Here is an 18123-nt window from a genome sequence, read left to right on the forward strand (position 1 = left end):
GCGGCCAACCTCTCCGACTTCGCCGCCCGCGCCCTGTACGCCGTCCTGCGGCGGGGGTGGGCGGTGGTGGTGGGGTGGTGGGGTGGTTGTGGTGTGTGTGGGGTTTGTGTTTGTTTTGGTGGTGGTTGGCTGGTTGGGGGGCGGGCCGCCGGCCCCCGGTCGGCTTTGGGGCGGGAGACGGGGGTCATCGGCCTTTCGGATGAGGGTGACGCGTCATCGGATGTCCGCCGGCAACCCGAACGGGTGAACACTGGCGGGCACACGCATCAGCCGCGATTGACGGGCGTTGAGTGGAGGGACGAGTGCACGAACGACGTGCACGGGGGCGAGCGAAGGGGTGAGCCGGTGAGGTGTTTCCACCGAGCCGTCCTGCTGCGGGCGGCGGCGGCCGCCCTGGCCCTCGGCGCCGCCGTCGGGGCGCACTCCGAGGTCGGGCACGCGCTGGCCAGGGCCGCCGTCGAGCGGGCCGAGCGGGACGCGTCCGTGTGCGCCGAGGCGGCCCGCTGGGAGGCCGCCGCGCGGGACTCCCACCGGCACCACGAGAGCCGGACGGACCTCGTCGACCCGGGGCGTCCGCTGATCTGCCGGTAGCGTGCCGGGCCCGCCCCATTCGCACGACGGTTCGGGCGTAATCGGACGAGCCGTCATCAGCCGTCACTCATACGGCTTAATTCCTGAATACGGAGAAACCGGGCTTCATCCCCTACGGTTCGTCAGGAAGTGAACGATTTTCCCGAGGGGGGTTCCCTGATGGCCGGCCCGGCAGCGCAGCCCGGCGAATCCGTGTCCGCGGACTCCGCGCCGCCCGGGCGCCGGCCCGCGCCGGTGTGGACGCAGTGGGCCGGCACCGCCGTCCGGCTCGGGCTCGCCGTGGTGTGGGGCTGGGCCGGGCTGGCCAAGATCGCCGACCCGGCGGAGGCCGCCCAGGCCGTCCGTGCCTACGAGATCCTGCCGGAGGGGCTGGTCAAGCCGATCGGCTACGGGTTGCCCTTCCTGGAGCTGGCGCTCGCCCTGCTGCTGGTGATCGGCCTCGGCGTCCGGCTGGTCGCCGCCGTCTCCGCGCTGCTGCTGCTCACCTTCATCGCCGGGATCGGCTCGGCCTGGGCGCGCGGCATCTCCATCGACTGCGGGTGCTTCGGCGGCGGGGGGCACGTGGACGCGTCGCAGACCGAGTACCTGCAGGAGATCCTGCGCGACACCGGGTTCCTGCTGCTGGCCGGGTGGCTGCTGTGGCGGCCCCGCACCAAGTTCTCGGCGGACGGCTGGCTGACCAGCTGACCGCCCGGCGCCCACCACACCCCAACCCCCGACCGAGGTCCTCCCCGATGGATGTCAAGGCAATGAGCGAGAAGAACCGAGAAGGCAAGCGCACCGCCCGCGAGCGGATGCAGGCGCAGCGGGCGGCCGACGAGGCCGCCGGGCGGCGCAGGAAGAAGCTCATCGTCGGCGGCTCGGTGCTCGCGGTGATCGCCGCCGCGGTCGTCGTCGGCGTCGTGGTGCAGAACCAGCGCTCCAAGCCGGAGACCCCGGCCGCCGCCCCGGCCGGGACGGTCGGCGACAACAACCTCGTCATCCCGGTCGGCTCCGCCGACGCCCCGTCCGTCCTCACGGTGTACGAGGACCCGCGCTGCCCCGCCTGCGGCATGTTCGAGCGCGAGTTCTCCTCGACCATCGACCAGCTGGAGGACCAGGGCAAGATCTACACCAACGCCCACATCGTCTCGTTCATCGACCGCGCGCTTCCCGGCAAGGGCTCCAAGAACGGGGCCAACGCCCTGGCCTGCGCCCAGGACGCCGGGCACTTCCGGGACTTCCACGACGTCCTCTACCGCAACCAGCCGGACGAGACCAACGACGCCTTCGGCAACAAGGCCGTCCTGCTGAACCTCGCCAAGCAGGTCAACGGCCTGGACACGCCCGCCTTCGAGGCCTGCGTCAACGACAACAAGTTCGGCGGGTGGGTGTCCGCGGTGCAGCAGGACTTCGACAAGTCCAGCTTCAAGTCGACCCCGACCGTGCTGCTCAACGGCCAGCCGATCTACCCGAAGAACGGCACCGAGGAGATCACCCCGGCGAACCTGGCGAAGTGGGTGGACGCCGCCAACCAGGGCAAGCAGCCCGGCACCCCGGGCACCAACGGGCAGACGCCGGCCCCCACCAGCGCCGCTTCGGAGGCCAACAACCCGTCGCCGAACGCCGGCTGAGCCTCCCGCGCCGCCCGCCGCCGCCGTCCCCTCCCCGTCCGGAGGGGGCGGCGGCCGGCCGTCGTGGGCGGCCCCGCCCCCTGTTGTTCGGTTTCTGTGACCCCTGGGGTGTCCGGCGGGGGCCGCCGACCCTGTAGCGTCGGAGCTGTCATGGATATCGCCTTCATTCCCAGCCCGTCGCGGGGCGTCCTCCACCTCGGACCCGTCCCGCTGCGCGCCTACGCCTTCTGCATCATCCTCGGTGTCGTCGTCGCCGTCTGGCTCGGCAGCAAGCGCTGGGTCGCCCGGGGCGGTGCCAAGCACACGGTCGGTGACATCGCCGTGTGGGCCGTGCCGTTCGGCCTCGTCGGCGGCCGGCTGTACCACGTGATCACCGATCACCAGCTGTACTTCGGCGACGGCCGCAACCCCTGGAACGCCTTCAAGATCTGGGAGGGCGGCCTCGGCATCTGGGGCGCGGTCGCGCTGGGCGCGGTCGGCGCCTGGATCGGCTGCCGCCGCCGGGGCGTGCCGCTGCCCGCGTACGCCGACGCCATCGCGCCGGGCATCGCGCTCGCGCAGGCGATGGGGCGCTGGGGCAACTACTTCAACCAGGAGCTGTTCGGCCGGCCGACCACGCTCCCGTGGGGCCTGGAGATCGCGCCCGCCCACCGTCCGGCCGCCACGCCCGACGCCGCCACCTACCACCCCACCTTCCTGTACGAGTCGCTGTGGTGCATCGGGGTCGCGCTGCTGGTGATCTGGGCGGACCGGCGGTTCAAGCTGGGCCACGGCCGGGCGTTCGCGCTGTACGTGGCCGCGTACACGGTGGGCCGGTTCTGGACCGAGTGGCTGCGGGTCGACGAGGCGCACGTCTACTTCGGCCTGCGGCTGAACGACTGGACGTCCATCGTGGTGTTCATCGGCGCCGTGGCGTACTTCCTGATCGTCGGCAAGAAGCGGCCCGGCCGCGAGGACCCGGCGAGCATCGACCCGGCCGCGCACGAGGAGGAGGCCGCGATCGCGGACAAGGCCGAGACCGCCAGCAAGGCCGAGACCGTGGGCAAGGCCGATGGTTCGGGCAAGGCCAAGGGGTCGGGCAAGGCCGAGACCGCGGGCACGGCAGAGGCGGGCGAGAAGAAGGCCGCCCCGTCCGAGAAGGTCGCCGGAGCCGGTGAGACCGCCGAGTTGTCTCGGCATGCGGACGATGAGCCGGGCGCCGAGAAGGCCGCCGCGACCGCCGAGAAGGCCGGCAAGGACGTCGAGAACCCGATCTGACCTGGGGCGTTCCCCGCACTGAGGCCACCCTTCGCACCGCCTGCGAAGGGTGGCCTCAGTGCTGTTCGGACAGCCTTACTTTGCTGGAAATGCCCAGGTCAACCCGGCTACGTTCGAGTCAGACGAACGAAGACGGAGGGGCAGAACCGTGAGCGCGACCATCCTTGAGCCCGAGGCCGGGCAGCACCCCCGCATACCCGCGGCGGACCACCACCGGGACGTCAACGGCGGCTGGCTGCGGCCCGCGGTGTTCGGTGCGGTCGACGGCCTCGTCTCCAACTTCGCGCTGATGACCGGTGTGGTCGGCGGTGCGGCGTCCAACGGCACGGTGATCCTCACCGGCCTCGCCGGGCTGGCGGCCGGTGCCTGCTCGATGGCGGCGGGGGAGTACACCTCGGTGGCCTCGCAGCGCGAGCTCGTCCAGGCCGAGATCGAGGCCGAGCGGCTGGAGCTGAGCCGCAACCCGCACGGGGAGCTGGCCGAGCTCGCCCAACTGTACGTCTCGCGCGGGGTGGACCCGGACCTCGCCCACGAGGTGGCCCGGCAGCTGTCCGCGAACCCGGACCAGGCGCTGGAGATCCACGCCCGCGAGGAACTGGGCATCGACCCCAACGACCTGCCCTCGCCGCTCGTCGCCGCCGCGTCCTCCTTCGTGTGCTTCGCGCTCGGCGCCCTGCTGCCGCTCCTGCCGTACCTGCTGGGCGCGACGACGCTGCTGCCCGCCATGCTGCTCGCGGCGGCCGGGCTGTTCGGCTGCGGCGCCGTGGTGGCCCGTGTGACGGCGCGCAGCTGGTGGTACAGCGGGCTGCGGCAGCTCGTGCTGGGCGGCGCGGCCGCAGGCGTGACGTACCTGCTGGGCTGGCTCATCGGCGGGCACGTGGGCTGACCCGGGGAGGCGGGCGGCGGGCTGTGGGATGACACAGACCCTTGCATGACTATGCCGGTGAATGCGTGACGTTCCGCACATGGCCGTCGCGCATGGCCTGGCCTAGTCTCACCATCCGAGCCCTGGAGCCGCAGATTCGCATCTGCGACGCGGCCCCGGGAAAGGATTCGCAGGCGACCTTGATCGCCTCGTGTGGCGGTCCGGTTTCGCCCCTGTTTCGGGCGGCCGACCGCCGGGCACAATCGTCGGGACGTGCACTGTGGCGCGTCCCTTCACCCACCCCGTGACCTGCGGATCCGTCCACGATGCGGACGAGGCATTCCGCTTCCCGGGATCTTGGGCATCATGTAACTTGCACGAAATCGTTTCACCGCATCAGGGCCAACGTCGTCCCTACGTGCACCAACTTGCCGAAAGACGACGACGGGAGAGCCGATGCTGTCTGCATCCATGCACTCCGCAAACGAGCCCCAGGCCGGCGCCGCCCGCCCGCCGTACGCGCTCGTTCCGGATGCGCGACCTGCTGCTCAGGGCCTGTACGACCCGCGAAACGAGCACGACGCCTGTGGCGTCGGTTTCGTCGCCACGCTGACCGGCATCGCCGACCACACCATCGTCGAGCAGGCGCTGACCGTCCTGCGCAACCTGGAGCACCGCGGCGCCACCGGCGCCGAGCCCGACTCCGGCGACGGCGCCGGCATCCTCACCCAGATCCCGGACGCCTTCCTGCGCGGCAAGGTCTCCTTCGAGCTCCCGGCCGCCGGCTCCTACGCCGTCGGCATCGCCTTCCTGCCGGACGAGGACGCGGCGGCCGCCGCCGCCGTCGCGCAGATCGAGGCCATCGCCGCCGAGGAGGACCTCACCGTCCTCGGCTGGCGCGACGTGCCCGTCACCCCCGACCTCCTCGGCGCGACCGCGCGCAGCGTGATGCCCCGCTTCCGCCAGGTCTTCCTGTCGCACGCCGACAAGGCCGGGATCGAGCTCGACCGGATCGCCTTCGTCGTCCGCAAGCGCGCCGAGCGCGAGGCCGGCGTCTACTTCCCGTCGCTGTCCGCCCGCACCATCGTCTACAAGGGCATGCTGACCACCGGCCAGCTGGAGCCCTTCTTCCCCGACCTGTCGGACCGCACCTACGCGTCCGCCATCGGCCTGGTGCACTCGCGGTTCTCCACCAACACCTTCCCGAGCTGGCCGCTCGCCCACCCGTACCGCTTCGTCGCGCACAACGGCGAGATCAACACGGTCAAGGGCAACCGCAACTGGATGCGCGCCCGCGAGTCCCAGCTCGCCACCGACGTCATCCCCGGCGACCTGAGCCGGATCTTCCCGGTCTGCACCCCGGACCACTCCGACTCGGCCTCCTTCGACGAGGTCCTGGAGCTGCTCCACCTCGGCGGCCGGTCGCTGCCGCACTCGGTGCTGATGATGATCCCGGAGGCGTGGGAGAACCACGCCACCATGGACCCGGCCCGCCGCGCGTTCTACCAGTACCACTCCAACCTCATGGAGCCCTGGGACGGCCCGGCCTGCGTCACCTTCACCGACGGCACCCGGATCGGCGCCGTGCTCGACCGCAACGGCCTGCGCCCGGCCCGCTACTGGGTCACCGAGGACGGCCTGGTCGTGCTCTCCTCCGAGGTCGGCGTCCTCGACCTCGACCAGCAGAAGGTGGTCCAGAAGGGCCGCCTCCAGCCCGGCAAGATGTTCCTGGTCTGCCTCAACGAGAACCGGATCGTCCCGGACGAGGAGATCAAGGCCGGCCTGGCCGCCGAGCACCCCTACGAGGAGTGGGTCACCGCCGGGCAGATCCAGCTCGCCAAGCTCCCCGAGCGCGAGCACATCGCCCACACCCACGCCTCCGTCACCCGCCGCCAGCAGACCTTCGGCTACACCGAGGAGGAGCTGCGGGTCATCCTCGCGCCGATGGCGAAGACCGGCGCCGAGGCGCTCGGCTCGATGGGCACCGACTCGCCGATCGCCGCGCTCAGCGAGAAGCCGCGCCTGCTCTTCGACTACTTCGTGCAGCTCTTCGCGCAGGTCACCAACCCGCCGCTGGACGCCATCCGCGAGGAGCTCGTCACCTCGCTGCTCAGCAACCTCGGCCCCGAGGGCAACCTGCTGGCCGCCGAGGCCGCCGCCTGCCGCTCGGTCGGCATCACCTTCCCGGTGATCGACAACGACGAGCTGGCCAAGCTCGTCCACATCAACGCCGACGGGGACCAGCCCGGCCTCAAGGCCGTCACGCTGTCCGGCCTCTACAAGGTCGCCAGCGGCGGCGAGGGCCTGGCCGCGCGCCTGGCCGGGATCGCCGCCGAGGCCGACGCCGCGATCGCCGACGGCGCCCGCATCATCGTGCTCTCCGACCGCCACTCGGACGCCGAGCACGCCCCGATCCCCTCGCTGCTGCTCACCTCCGCGATCCACCACCACCTCATCCGCACCAAGCAGCGCACCCAGGTGTCCCTGCTGGTCGAGGCCGGTGACGTCCGCGAGGTGCACCACGTCGCGCTGCTGGTCGGCTACGGCGCCGGCGCGGTCAACCCGTACCTGGCGATGGAGTCCGTCGAGGACCTCGTCGCCCAGGGCGTCTTCATCCAGGGCGTCGAGCCCGAGAAGGCCATCCGGAACCTGATCAAGGCGCTCGGCAAGGGCGTGCTCAAGGTCATGTCCAAGATGGGCATCTCGACCGTCGCCTCCTACCGCGGCGCCCAGGTCTTCGAGGCCATCGGCCTCTCGCACGAGCTGGTCGACGGCTACTTCGCCGGCACCACCACCAAGCTCGGCGGCATCGGCCTGGACGAGATCGCCAAGGAGACCGCCGCCCGCCACGCCAAGGCCTACCCGGCCTCCGGCATCCCCGCCGCGCACCGCGCGCTGGAGATCGGCGGCGAGTACCAGTGGCGCCGCGAGGGCGAGCCGCACCTGTTCGACCCGGACACCGTCTTCCGGCTCCAGCACTCCACCCGCAACCGCCGGTACGACATCTTCAAGCAGTACACGGACCGGGTGAACGAGCAGTCCGAGCGCCTCATGACGCTGCGCGGCCTGTTCCGGCTCGACGCGCTCGGCCGCGAGGCCGTCCCGGTCGAGGAGGTCGAGCCGGTCTCCGAGATCGTCAAGCGCTTCTCCACCGGCGCCATGTCCTACGGCTCGATCTCCCGCGAGGCGCACGAGACCCTCGCCATCGCGATGAACCGCCTCGGCGGCAAGTCCAACACCGGTGAGGGCGGCGAGGACCCGGACCGCCTGTACGACCCCGAGCGCCGCTCGGCGATCAAGCAGGTCGCCTCCGGCCGCTTCGGCGTCACCTCCGAGTACCTGGTCAACGCCGACGACATCCAGATCAAGATGGCCCAGGGCGCCAAGCCCGGCGAGGGCGGCCAGCTGCCCGGCCACAAGGTCTACCCGTGGGTCGCCAGCACCCGGCACTCCACCCCGGGCGTCGGCCTCATCTCGCCGCCGCCGCACCACGACATCTACTCCATCGAGGACCTCGCCCAGCTGATCCACGACCTCAAGAACGCCAACCCGGCCGCCCGCATCCACGTGAAGCTGGTGTCCGAGGTCGGCGTCGGGACGGTCGCGGCGGGCGTCTCCAAGGCGCACGCGGACGTCGTCCTCGTGTCGGGCCACGACGGCGGCACCGGCGCCTCGCCGCTCACCTCGCTCAAGCACGCCGGCGGCCCCTGGGAGCTCGGCCTCGCCGAGACCCAGCAGACCCTGCTGCTCAACGGGCTGCGCGACCGCATCGTCGTCCAGACCGACGGCCAGCTGAAGACCGGGCGCGACGTCGTCATCGCCGCGCTGCTCGGCGCCGAGGAGTTCGGCTTCGCGACCGCCCCGCTCGTCGTCTCCGGCTGCATCATGATGCGCGTCTGCCACCTGGACACCTGCCCGGTCGGCGTCGCCACCCAGAACCCGGTGCTGCGCGACCGGTTCTCCGGCAAGCCCGAATTCGTCGTCAACTTCTTCGAGTTCATCGCCGAGGAGGTCCGGGAGATCCTGGCCTCGCTGGGCTTCCGCTCGATCGAGGAGGCCGTCGGCCACGCCGAGCACATCAACTCCCAGGCCGCCGTCGACCACTGGAAGGCCGCCGGGCTCGACCTGGCCCCGCTCTTCCATGTCCCCGAGCTGCCCGAGGGCGCCGCGCGCCACTGCACCACCACGCAGGACCACGCGCTCGACAAGGCCCTCGACAACCAGCTGATCACCCTCGCCGAGGACGCCCTGGAGCGCGGCGAGACCGTCCGCATCCAGCTGCCGATCCGCAACGTCAACCGGACGGTCGGCACCATGCTCGGCCACGAGGTGACCAGGCGCTACCGCGGCGAGGGCCTGCCCGAGGGCACCATCGACGTCACCTTCACCGGTTCCGCCGGGCAGTCGTTCGGCGCCTTCGTGCCCCGCGGCGTCACCCTGCGCCTGGAGGGCGACGCCAACGACTACGTCGGCAAGGGCCTGTCCGGCGGCGTCGTCGTCGTCCGCCCGGCCCGCGAGGCCGCGGCCATCGGCAACGACGCGCAGAACCACGTCATCGCCGGCAACACCATCGGCTACGGCGCCACCTCGGGCCGGATCCACCTGCGCGGCAAGGCCGGTGAGCGCTTCGCCGTCCGCAACTCCGGCGCCACCCTCGTCGTCGAGGGCGTGGGCGACCACGGCCTGGAGTACATGACCGGCGGGCGGGTCGTCGTCCTCGGCGAGACCGGGCGCAACCTCGCGGCCGGCATGTCCGGCGGCATCGCCTACGTCCTCGACCTGCGCCCCGCGAACGTCAACGACGGCATGGTGGGCATCGAGGCCCCCACCGCCGACGACCGCGAGTGGCTGCGCGAGACCGTGCAGCAGCACTACGAGGAGACCGGCTCCACCGTCGCCGCCGAACTCCTGGCCGACTGGGGCAGCGGGGTCTCCCGCTTCTCCAAGATCATGCCGACCGACTACAAGGCAGTGCTCGCCGCCAAGGACGCCGCTGAGCGCGATGGCCTCTCCGAGGCCGAGACCACTCGCAAGATGATGGAGGCGGCACATGGCTGACCCCAAGGGCTTCCTGACCACGCCCAAGCAGCTGGCCGAGCGCCGTCCCGTGGACGTCCGTCTGCGGGACTGGAACGAGGTCTACGTCGAACGCAGCCTCCTGCCGATCATCACCAAGCAGGCCGGCCGCTGCATGGACTGCGGCATCCCGTTCTGCCACAACGGCTGCCCGCTCGGGAACCTCATCCCCGAGTGGAACGACCTCGCCTACCGGGACGACTTCGTCGGCGCGATCGAGCGGCTGCACGCGACCAACAACTTCCCGGAGTTCACGGGCCGCCTGTGCCCGGCCCCGTGCGAGTCCGCGTGCGTCCTCGGCATCAACCAGGACGCGGTGACCATCAAGAACGTCGAGGTCACCATCATCGACAAGGCGTGGGACCGCGGCGGCGTCACCCCGCAGATCCCCGAGCGCCTCTCCGGCAAGACCGTCGCCGTCGTCGGCTCCGGCCCGGCCGGCCTCGCCGCCGCCCAGCAGCTCACCCGGGCCGGGCACACCGTGGTGGTGTACGAGCGCGCCGACCGCATCGGCGGCCTGCTGCGCTACGGCATCCCCGAGTTCAAGATGGAGAAGCGCCACATCAACCGCCGCGTCGAGCAGATGCGCGCGGAGGGCACCCGCTTCCGCACCGGCGTCCACGTCGGCGAGGACATCACCGGGCAGCAGCTGCGCGAGCGCTTCGACGCCGTCGTCGTCGCCGCCGGCGCCACCACGGCCCGCGACCTGCCGGTGCCCGGGCGCGAGCTCAAGGGTGTCTACCAGGCCATGGAGTACCTGCCGCTGGCCAACAAGGTGCAGGAGGGCGACTTCGTCGAGTCGCCGGTCAGCGCCAAGGGCAAGCACGTCGTCGTCATCGGCGGCGGCGACACCGGCGCCGACTGCGTCGGCACCGCGCACCGGCAGGGGGCGGCCTCCGTCACCCAGCTGGAGATCATGCCGCGCCCGGGCGAGGACCGGCCCGGGCACCAGCCCTGGCCGACCATGCCGATGACGTACAAGGTCACCTCCGCGCACGAGGAGGGCGGCGAGCGGATCTACTCCGTGAGCACCACCCACCTCAGCGGCGACGAGGAGGGCAACGTCCAGGAGCTGCACCTCGTCGAGGTGGAGTTCAAGGACGGGAAGTTCGAGCAGGTCCCCGGCACCGAGCGGGCCATCCCGGCGCAGCTGGTCACCCTGGCCATGGGCTTCACCGGGACGGACGTGAAGAACGGCCTCGTCGAGCAGCTGGGGGTGGACCTCGACGCGCGCGGTAACATTGGCCGCGACGGCCGGTTCGCCACCAATGTCGATGGCGTGTACGTCTGCGGAGACGCCGGCCGTGGCCAGTCCCTGATCGTCTGGGCCATCGCGGAGGGCCGTTCGGCCGCCGCGGCGGTGGACAAGTACCTCGGTGGCAAGACCCCGCTTCCGGCCCCGATCCGGCCCACCGACCGCCCGCTCGTGGTCTGACGGTCCGACCGGCCCCCTGAACCCCCGGCACCGCATTGCCGGGAGCTCAACCCGCTGCCCCCGCCAGCGTCGTCGGGCCAATGCGGTCTCCTGGCGCTCGCCCCCTTCCCCGACCAGTTGGGGGGCGAGCGCCGACGCGTTTTCTGCGTGAAGTCTCTTCTGCCGTACGGTGGTTGGTGGGTTTCGGCCACGGGGTGGGGCGCGTTCCGCTTCGTCACGGGCGCAGCAGCAGGTCCGCCGCCTCGGTGCGGGTGTACAGGACGGTGCGGCCGGTGCGGTGGCGGGCCAGGAGGCCGGCGTCGTGCAGGGCGCCCAGGTGGTGGGAGACGTTCGGGGCGGACAGGCCGGTCCGGGCGGCGAGCTCGGTGGTCGAGGCGGGGGAGTCCAGCTCGGCGAGCAGCCGGGCGCGGGTGCGGCCGAGCACGCGGGCCAGGCCCTCGGGGACGGGGGTGGCCGCCGCCTCCCACAGCGTCGCGACCCCGCGCGGCGGGTAGACCAGGGCGGGCTGCCACGGGGGGTTCTGCTGGGAGAACACGCCCGGCCAGGCGAAGACCGTCGGCAGCAGGACCAGGCCGCGCTCACCGTCCAGCCGCCGGTGGACGTCGATCCGGTGCCCGATCCGCAGGGTGTCGTGCTCCCAGGACACCCGCGGGTGCAGGTCCGCGAAGAGCGCCGCCGGGCCGCCCGCCGACATCTGCCGGCCGCGGCGCAGGACCTCCCCGTCGACGAGCCGCTGCATCCGCGGCCAGTGCGGGGCGATCGCCGCATCCCAGTACGCCCGTACCTCGGCCGTCAGCCGCTCCAGGCCGGCCTCCGGGTCCCGCGCCAACTCGGCGACCAGCGGGTGGAGTTCGCCGTCGAGCCGGCCGAGGTCGCGGCGCACCACGGCCGGGTCGGTGGCCGCCAGCACGGCCGTCTGCCCCTCGAACGTCCCGTCCGCGTCCGGCGGCACCGGGGTCAGGAAGTCCGGCACGTACACCGTCGGCAGCCGCACCAGCGCCGACAACAGCTCCCAGCCGACCCCCTCCAGCCGCTGCCGGGCCCCGCGCACCCACGGCAGGTGCGCGGCCTGCCGGCCCGGGTCCTTGAGCACCTCGACGCTCGTCACGACCTCGGTCAGCGGGGAACGGGCGAAGCGCGTGCGGGCCAGGTCCTGCGCCGAGAACTCCCAGGTCAGCACGGGCACCTCCGGTGAGGATTCGATCCTGGTGGAATCAGTGGGCGGCGGCGATCATGCCAGGGACGCTCGGTGCATGACCACCGTCACCGCGCCCCCGCTGCGCGACCGCCTCGGCCTGCCCGCCACCGCCGGCCGCGCCCGCCTGATCGGCGCCCACGTCATCGACAGCCTCGGCACCGGACTGATCCTCGCCTTCACCCTCGTCTACTTCGCGGGCACCACCGGCCTGTCCGTCGCCGCCGTCGGCGCCGCCGTCTCCACCGCGCGCCTGCTCGCCCTGCCCACCGCCGTCGCCGTCGGCCCGCTGCTCGACCGGTACGGCGCCCGCGCGGTCGCCACCGCCGGCAACGCGCTCTCCGCCCTCGCCTACGGCGGCTTCCTGCTCGCCCACCAGGCCTGGCAGATCGTGCTGGTCTGCCTGCTCGCCCAGGCCGGCCACGCCGCCTACTGGACCTCCAGCACCGGCCTGGTCGTCCTCGCCGCCGACGAGGGGCAGCGCCCGCGCTGGTTCGCGCTCGTCCAGACCCTGCGCAACGCCGGACTCGGCCTCGGCGGCGCGCTCGGCGCCGTCCTGGTCGCCGACGGCGGCGCCCTGCGGCTCCTGGTCGGGCTCAACGCGGCCAGCTACGCCCTCGCCGCGGCCCTGCTGGCCACCTGGCGGCCCGCCGGGGCCGCCCTGCCCCCGGAGGCCCGCACGGCCGCCCCCGGCGGCTACGGCGCCGTCCTGCGCGACCGGCGCTACCTGCTGCTGATCGCCGTCAACCTGACCTTCGTCCTCGCCTCGATGGTCCTCAGCGTGCTGCTCGCCGCCTACCTCACCGCCGTCCTGCACCGCGACGCGTGGACGGCCGGCGCGCTGCTCGTCCTCAACGGCGTCCAGGTGGTGCTCACCCAGAACGCCGTCGCCCGCCGGCTCGAACGCTTCCGCCCCACCCGGGTCGTCGCCGCCGGTGCCCTGCTCAACGCGCTCGCCTTCGGCCTCTTCGCCCTCGTCGCCGCCGCCCCCGGCTGGGCCGTCCTCGCCGGACTCCTCGCCGCCATGGCCGTCTACAACCTCGCCGAGACCGTCGCCACCCCCTTCCGCGAGGACCTCAGCGTCTCCCTCGCCGACCCCGAGCGGCGCGGCCGGTACCTCGCCCTCTACCAACTCTCCTGGAACGTCGGCCAGGCCGTCGCCCCCGCACTGCTCACCCTGCTCCTCGCCCGCGCCGCCGCCCTGCCCTGGCTCTTCCTGCTCGCCCTCAGCGCCGCCGCCGTGCCCGCGCTGCTACGGCTGGAACGCACCGCCTGACGGACTGTTGTTCGTCGGTGCCAGATGGCAGACTGCGGCCGACGGCCGGGGGGCTGCGCGAGTGCGGAGGTTGACGCGATGAGCACGACTCAGGCAGGCGGAGGCGCGACGGTGCGGCGCCTGCTGCTGGGATCACACCTGCGCAAACTCCGCGAGGCCAGGGGCGTCAGCCGCGAGGAGGCCGGCTACTCGATCCGCGCCTCCGAGTCCAAGATCAGCCGCATGGAGCTCGGCCGCGTCGGCTTCAAGGAACGCGACGTCGCCGACCTGCTCACCCTCTACGGCGTCGACGCCGAACACGAGCGCGCCGGCGTCCTCGGCCTCGTCCGCGACGCCAACGCCACCTCCTGGTGGCACGGCTACGGCGACGTGCTGCCCCCCTGGTTCCAGAACTACGTCGGCCTGGAGGAGGCCGCCACCGAGATCCGCAGCTACGAGGTCCAGTTCGTCCACGGGCTCCTCCAGACCCCCGACTACGCCCGCGCCGTCATCGCCGCCGGCGGCCACGTCACCGAACCCGACGAGATCGAACGCCGCGTCGAGGTCCGCCTCAAACGCCAGGCCGTCCTCACCGCCGACCGCGCCCCCCACCTGCTCGCCGTCCTCGACGAGGCCGCGCTGCGCCGCCCCTGGGGCGGACCGGAACTGATGCGGGCCCAGATCGACCGGATGCTCGACCTCACCGACCTGCCCAACGTCGACCTCCAGGTGATGCCGCTGGGCTTCGGCGGACTGCGCGCCGAGGGCGGCGCGTTCACCGTGCTCGGCTTCGCCGAACCCGAACTGCCCGACGTCGTCTACCTGGAGCAGTTCACCACCGCGCTCTACCTCGACAAGCCCGCCGAGGTCGCCGAGTACACCGGCGCCATGGAAGGCCTCCTCGCCGACAGCCTCGGCGCCGAACCGACCCGGGAACTTCTGCGCTCCGTACGCCAAGAGCTTTAGTCCATCAGTACGATGAGCACCGATCAGATCTGATCAAAGGCGTTCCACACCGAACCGTGCCAGGCGCGATCTCCTGGGCACGCGTCTCAGGCACGAGAGGGATCGGATGTCGTACTTCTCCGAGTTGGCGGCGCAGTACATCGACGGCGAATGGCTGGCCGGCGACGGCTCCTGGGACATCGTCGACGTCGACCCCTACACCGGCGACAAACTCGCCACCGTCACCGTCGCCACCGTCGAACAGGTCGACCGGGCCTACCGCGCCGCCGCCCGCGCCCAGAAGGAATGGGCCGCCACCAACCCCTACGCCCGCCGGCTCGTGTTCGAGCGCGCGCTGCGCCTCGTCGAGGAGCGCGAGGACGAGATCACCCGCGCCATCATGGCCGAACTCGGCGGCACCGCCCTCAAGGCCGGCTTCGAACTCTCCCTCACCAAGGACATGCTGCGCGAGTGCATGCAGCTCTCCCTGCTCGCCGAGGGCCGCCTGCTGCCCTCGCCCGTCGACGGCAAGGAGAACCGCCTCTACCGGCTGCCCGTCGGCGTCGTCGGCGTGATCAGCCCGTTCAACTTCCCGCTGTTCCTGTCCCTCAAGGCCGTCGGCCCCGCCCTCGCGCTCGGCAACGGCGTCGTGCTCAAGCCGCACCAGGAGACCCCGGTCGTCGGCGGCACCCTCCTCGCCAAGATCTTCGCCGACGCCGGACTGCCCGCCGGGCTGCTCAACGTCGTCGTCACCGACATCGCCGAGATCGGCGACGCCTTCATCGAGCACCCGGTGCCCAAGGTCATCTCCTTCACCGGCTCGGACAAGGTCGGCCGCCACGTCGCCACCGTCGCCGCCTCCCACTTCAAGCGCACCGTCCTCGAACTCGGCGGCAACAGCGCCCTCGTCGTCCTCGACGACGCGGACCTCGACTACGCCGTCGACGCCGCCGTGTTCAGCCGCTTCGCCCACCAGGGCCAGGTCTGCATGGCCGCCAACCGGGTGCTCGTCGACCGCGGCGTCGTCGCCGAGTTCACCGAGAAGTTCGTCGCCAAGATCGCCTCGCTCACCGTCGGCGACCCCAGGGACCCGGCCACCCAGATCGGCCCGCTCATCAACCCCGTCCAGGCCGACTCCATCAACGCCCAGGTCGACCAGGCCGTCGAGGCCGGCGCCACCGTCCTCCTGCGCGGCGTCACCGTCGGCAGCCTCATGGACCCCGTCGTCCTCACCGACGTCCCCGCGGACTCGCCCATCCTCCAGCGCGAACTCTTCGGCCCCGTCGTCCTCGTGGTGCCCGTCGACGGCGAGGACGAGGCCGTCCGCATCGCCAACGACACCCCCTTCGGCCTCAGCGGCGCCGTGCACACCGGCGACGTCGAGCGCGGCGTGCGGGTGGCCAAGCGGATCGAGACCGGCATGATCCACGTCAACGACGGGACCATCGCCGACGAGCCGATCGTGCCCTTCGGCGGCGAGAAGAACTCCGGCGTCGGACGGCTCAACGGCGAGTACACGGTCGACGCGTTCACCACGGTGAAGTGGATCTCGATCCAGCACGGGCGCAGCCGCTTCCCGTTCTGATCCGCCGCTGCCGCTGCTGCGGTCAAGCGGCCCGGGCCTCCCGGCGGTAACCGCCGGGAGCCCGCCCGTACTCCCGCTTGAACGCCTTCGCGAACGCGTACTCCGAGCCGTAGCCCGCCTGCGCCGCCACCGCCGTCAGCGGCGCGTCCGACTCCCGCAGCAGACGCGCCGCCGTCGTCATCCGCCACCGCGTCAGGTACGCCATCGGCGGCTCGCCCACCATCGAGCTGAACCGGCGGGCGAACGCCGCCCGGGACAGGCCCGAACGCCCCGCCAGCGCCTCCACCGTCCACGCCGTCGCCGGCGCGCCGTGGATCGCCGCCAGCGCCGGCGCCACCGCCGAATCGCCCAGCGCGGCCGCCCACCCGGCGGCCGTCGCGGGCGGCTGCGCCTCGAACCAGGCGCGCAGGATGTACAGCAGCAGCGCGTCGACCAGCGCCGGCACGATCCCGGCCGAGCCGATCCGCGGGCGCTCCAGCTCGGCGCCCAACAGCCGCACGGCGGCGTCCAGTTCGGGGTGCGAGCCGCGCCCGCTCGCCAGGTGGATCAGCTCCGGCAGCTGGCGCACCAGCGGGTGCGGGCGGCCCTGGTCCAGGTGGTAGCTGCCGCACAGCAGGCTGGTGCGGGCGCCGTCGCCGCCGCCCAGCGAGAGCGTGCCGATCGGCAGGCTCTCCTCCACCCGGTAGGCCGACGCGTCGAGCGCCGGGGTGTCCGGGTGGTCGGCCAGGACGTGGCCCCTGCCGTCCCGCATGAAGACGACGTCCCCCGTGCCGAGCATCAGCGGCTCCGCGCGGCCGTCCTGCGGCACCAGCCAGCACGTGCCGTGCAGCACCACGTGGAACCCGGCGCCCATCACCGGCGGCAGCCGCAGGCCCCAGGGGGCACGGCCCTCGGTGCGGACGGACGCGGGGTGCGCCGTGCGCATCGAGCCCAGCGCCTCGGTCAGGATGTCCAACTCCCGGCCCTTCTCCCCGTTCGTACCGTTCAGTCGACGGTCAGGACGACCTTGCCCCGGACGCTACCGGACGCCACCAGCTCGTGCGCCCGGCCGGCCTCCGCCAGCGGGAACGTCGCCGAGACGTGCGGACGGACCAGGCCCTCGTCCACCAGCGCGGCGATCGCCTCCAGGCCGGCGTAGTCCGGCTCCACCGACACCCCGGCGAAGCGGCGGCCGGCGGCCTCGATCTCGGCGGCGAGGTCCTTGTTCCAGTGCTCCATGATCGTGACCAGCGTGCCGCCGGGCTTCAGCACCTCCAACGCCTTGGTGCCCTCGGAGGACGAGTCGAAGACGACGTCGACGTCCGAGACCGCCTCGGTGTAGTCGGTGGTGCGGTAGTCGATCACCTCGTCCGCGCCGAGCCCCTGCACGAACGTGTGCTTGGGCTCGCTCGCCAGCGCGATCACGTACGCGCCGCGGGCCTTGGCGATCTGCACGGCGAGGTGGCCGACGCCGCCCGCGGCGCGGTGGACCAGCACCCGCTGTCCCTTCGTGACGCCGGCCAGGTCCACCAGGCCCTGCCAGGCCGTCAGCGCGGCCAGCGGCAGGGCCGCCGCCTGCACGTGGTCGAGCGTCGCGGGCTTGCGGGCCAGCTGGCGCGAGGGCGCGGCGACGTACTCGGCGTAGCCGGTGGCGGCGCGCGGGAAGAACGGCATCCCGTACACCTCCTCGCCCACCCGGTACCGGGCCCCGGGCGCGGCCTCCTCGACCACCCCGGACACGTCCCACCCGACCCCGAACGGCGGCTCCCCGAGCAGCGGGAACGCCCCCGACCGCACCGCGATGTCCGCCGGGTTCACCGCACTGGCCCGCACCCGCACCAGCACCTCCCCGCTCAACAGCTGCGGCCGCTCCACCTCGGCCACCTCCAGTACCTCGGGCCCGCCGAACGCCTTCTGGATCACTGCACGCATCGAACTCTCCCTGTCCGTGGCCGGCCCGTCCGCCGGGCCGTTTGGCGATGCCTCCACGGTAGGGAGATCGAACGAGCGGGTGAATATCCTCAAGTCTTCGGAAGATGTCCCGTCGTCTCGTCGGGAGGCTCGATCGATCAGGCGAGATAGCGGAGGAGAGCGTCGGTGGCGAGCTCGAACCCGAAGGGGGCGGGGATCGGCACGCGGTCGCCGAACGTGCCGTTCCAGCGCTGGTGGTAGCCGCTGTCGGACGGCTCGGATTCTTCCACCGGGGACGGCGAAAGGGGGGGGGGGCAGGGCGGGGGGGGGTGGGGGTGGGGCGGCGGGGGGTGTGGGACGATAACTAGACGCGACAGATCAACGAGGAGAGTCTGGGGGGTGTGTGAGGGTGATGT

The 18123-nt window shown here is 72.3% G+C and carries 14 protein-coding genes; 10 read left to right on the forward strand and 4 right to left on the reverse strand.

Features of this window, described 5'->3' with window-relative positions:
• Window positions 1-345: 345 nt before the first annotated feature.
• The 7 genes from ACFV4F_RS08715 (at window position 346) to ACFV4F_RS08745 (ending at window position 10837) form a co-directional block, all read left to right on the forward strand.
• Window positions 346-591: a hypothetical protein gene (locus ACFV4F_RS08715; protein WP_380440526.1), complete on the forward strand. Its 246-nt coding sequence runs from the start codon at window positions 346-348 to the stop codon at window positions 589-591.
• Between the two features lie 159 nt (window positions 592-750).
• The gene (locus ACFV4F_RS08720; RefSeq protein ID WP_380492812.1) at window positions 751-1278 is read left to right on the forward strand and encodes a MauE/DoxX family redox-associated membrane protein; all 528 of its coding nucleotides are present in this window, start codon (window positions 751-753) and stop codon (window positions 1276-1278) included.
• 62 nt (window positions 1279-1340) lie between these two features.
• Window positions 1341-2204, forward strand: coding sequence for a DsbA family protein (locus ACFV4F_RS08725; RefSeq protein ID WP_380501083.1), 864 nt, complete (start codon window positions 1341-1343; stop codon window positions 2202-2204).
• A 150-nt stretch (window positions 2205-2354) separates the two neighbouring features.
• A complete protein-coding gene (lgt, locus tag ACFV4F_RS08730; RefSeq protein WP_380440520.1) occupies window positions 2355-3461 on the forward strand; it encodes a prolipoprotein diacylglyceryl transferase in 1107 nt (368 codons plus the stop codon).
• Between the two features lie 148 nt (window positions 3462-3609).
• Entirely contained in the window at window positions 3610-4347 is a 738-nt protein-coding gene (locus ACFV4F_RS08735; protein ID WP_380440518.1) for a VIT1/CCC1 transporter family protein, read from the forward strand.
• 450 nt (window positions 4348-4797) lie between these two features.
• Window positions 4798-9384, forward strand: coding sequence for a glutamate synthase large subunit (gltB, locus tag ACFV4F_RS08740; protein ID WP_380440517.1), 4587 nt, complete (start codon window positions 4798-4800; stop codon window positions 9382-9384).
• On the forward strand, window positions 9377-10837 hold the full coding sequence (locus ACFV4F_RS08745; RefSeq protein ID WP_380440515.1) for a glutamate synthase subunit beta: 1461 nt from the start codon (window positions 9377-9379) through the stop codon (window positions 10835-10837). The genes gltB and ACFV4F_RS08745 overlap by 8 nt, the downstream gene beginning before the upstream one ends.
• Window positions 10838-11051: 214 nt before the next feature.
• Here the strand turns inward: ACFV4F_RS08745 and ACFV4F_RS08750 are convergent, their stop codons facing one another.
• Complete coding sequence (locus ACFV4F_RS08750; protein WP_380440513.1) at window positions 11052-12023, reverse strand: DUF5937 family protein; 972 nt, start codon at window positions 12021-12023, stop codon at window positions 11052-11054.
• A gap of 67 nt (window positions 12024-12090) precedes the next feature.
• On the opposite strand from ACFV4F_RS08750, the gene ACFV4F_RS08755 reads away from it, so the two are divergent.
• The 3 genes from ACFV4F_RS08755 (at window position 12091) to ACFV4F_RS08765 (ending at window position 15817) form a co-directional block, all read left to right on the forward strand.
• Complete coding sequence (locus ACFV4F_RS08755; protein ID WP_380501085.1) at window positions 12091-13308, forward strand: MFS transporter; 1218 nt, start codon at window positions 12091-12093, stop codon at window positions 13306-13308.
• A 78-nt stretch (window positions 13309-13386) separates the two neighbouring features.
• Window positions 13387-14253 carry a helix-turn-helix domain-containing protein gene (locus ACFV4F_RS08760; RefSeq protein ID WP_380440509.1) on the forward strand — a complete coding sequence of 289 codons (867 nt, stop codon included), beginning with the start codon at window positions 13387-13389 and terminating at the stop codon, window positions 14251-14253.
• A gap of 106 nt (window positions 14254-14359) precedes the next feature.
• Entirely contained in the window at window positions 14360-15817 is a 1458-nt protein-coding gene (locus ACFV4F_RS08765) for an aldehyde dehydrogenase family protein (protein ID WP_380501087.1), read from the forward strand.
• 22 nt (window positions 15818-15839) lie between these two features.
• On the opposite strand, the gene ACFV4F_RS08770 is transcribed toward ACFV4F_RS08765, so the two are convergent.
• The 3 genes from ACFV4F_RS08770 to ACFV4F_RS08780 form a co-directional block, all read right to left on the reverse strand.
• A complete protein-coding gene (locus ACFV4F_RS08770) occupies window positions 15840-16772 on the reverse strand; it encodes an AraC family transcriptional regulator (RefSeq protein ID WP_380492798.1) in 933 nt (310 codons plus the stop codon).
• 29 nt (window positions 16773-16801) lie between these two features.
• Window positions 16802-17728: an NADP-dependent oxidoreductase gene (locus ACFV4F_RS08775; RefSeq protein ID WP_380501089.1), complete on the reverse strand. Its 927-nt coding sequence runs from the start codon at window positions 17726-17728 to the stop codon at window positions 16802-16804.
• A 137-nt stretch (window positions 17729-17865) separates the two neighbouring features.
• Window positions 17866-17997, reverse strand: coding sequence for a hypothetical protein (locus ACFV4F_RS08780; protein ID WP_380501091.1), 132 nt, complete (start codon window positions 17995-17997; stop codon window positions 17866-17868).
• Window positions 17998-18123: the final 126 nt, after the last annotated feature.

Source organism: Kitasatospora sp. NPDC059722 (genome assembly GCF_042733235.1).
In the GTDB taxonomy this organism is placed as follows: domain Bacteria; phylum Actinomycetota; class Actinomycetes; order Streptomycetales; family Streptomycetaceae; genus Kitasatospora.

Coding starts and splice junctions, on each gene's coding strand:
- ACFV4F_RS08755 (WP_380501085.1), top strand. CDS start 12,091: ATGACCACCGTCACCGCGCCCCCGCTGCGCGACCGCCTCGGCCTGCCC.
- ACFV4F_RS08765 (WP_380501087.1), top strand. CDS start 14,360: ATGTCGTACTTCTCCGAGTTGGCGGCGCAGTACATCGACGGCGAATGG.
- gltB (WP_380440517.1), top strand. CDS start 4,798: ATGCACTCCGCAAACGAGCCCCAGGCCGGCGCCGCCCGCCCGCCGTAC.
- ACFV4F_RS08760 (WP_380440509.1), top strand. CDS start 13,387: ATGAGCACGACTCAGGCAGGCGGAGGCGCGACGGTGCGGCGCCTGCTG.
- ACFV4F_RS08745 (WP_380440515.1), top strand. CDS start 9,377: ATGGCTGACCCCAAGGGCTTCCTGACCACGCCCAAGCAGCTGGCCGAG.
- ACFV4F_RS08725 (WP_380501083.1), top strand. CDS start 1,341: ATGAGCGAGAAGAACCGAGAAGGCAAGCGCACCGCCCGCGAGCGGATG.
- ACFV4F_RS08775 (WP_380501089.1), bottom strand. CDS start 17,728: ATGCGTGCAGTGATCCAGAAGGCGTTCGGCGGGCCCGAGGTACTGGAG.
- lgt (WP_380440520.1), top strand. CDS start 2,355: ATGGATATCGCCTTCATTCCCAGCCCGTCGCGGGGCGTCCTCCACCTC.
- ACFV4F_RS08720 (WP_380492812.1), top strand. CDS start 751: ATGGCCGGCCCGGCAGCGCAGCCCGGCGAATCCGTGTCCGCGGACTCC.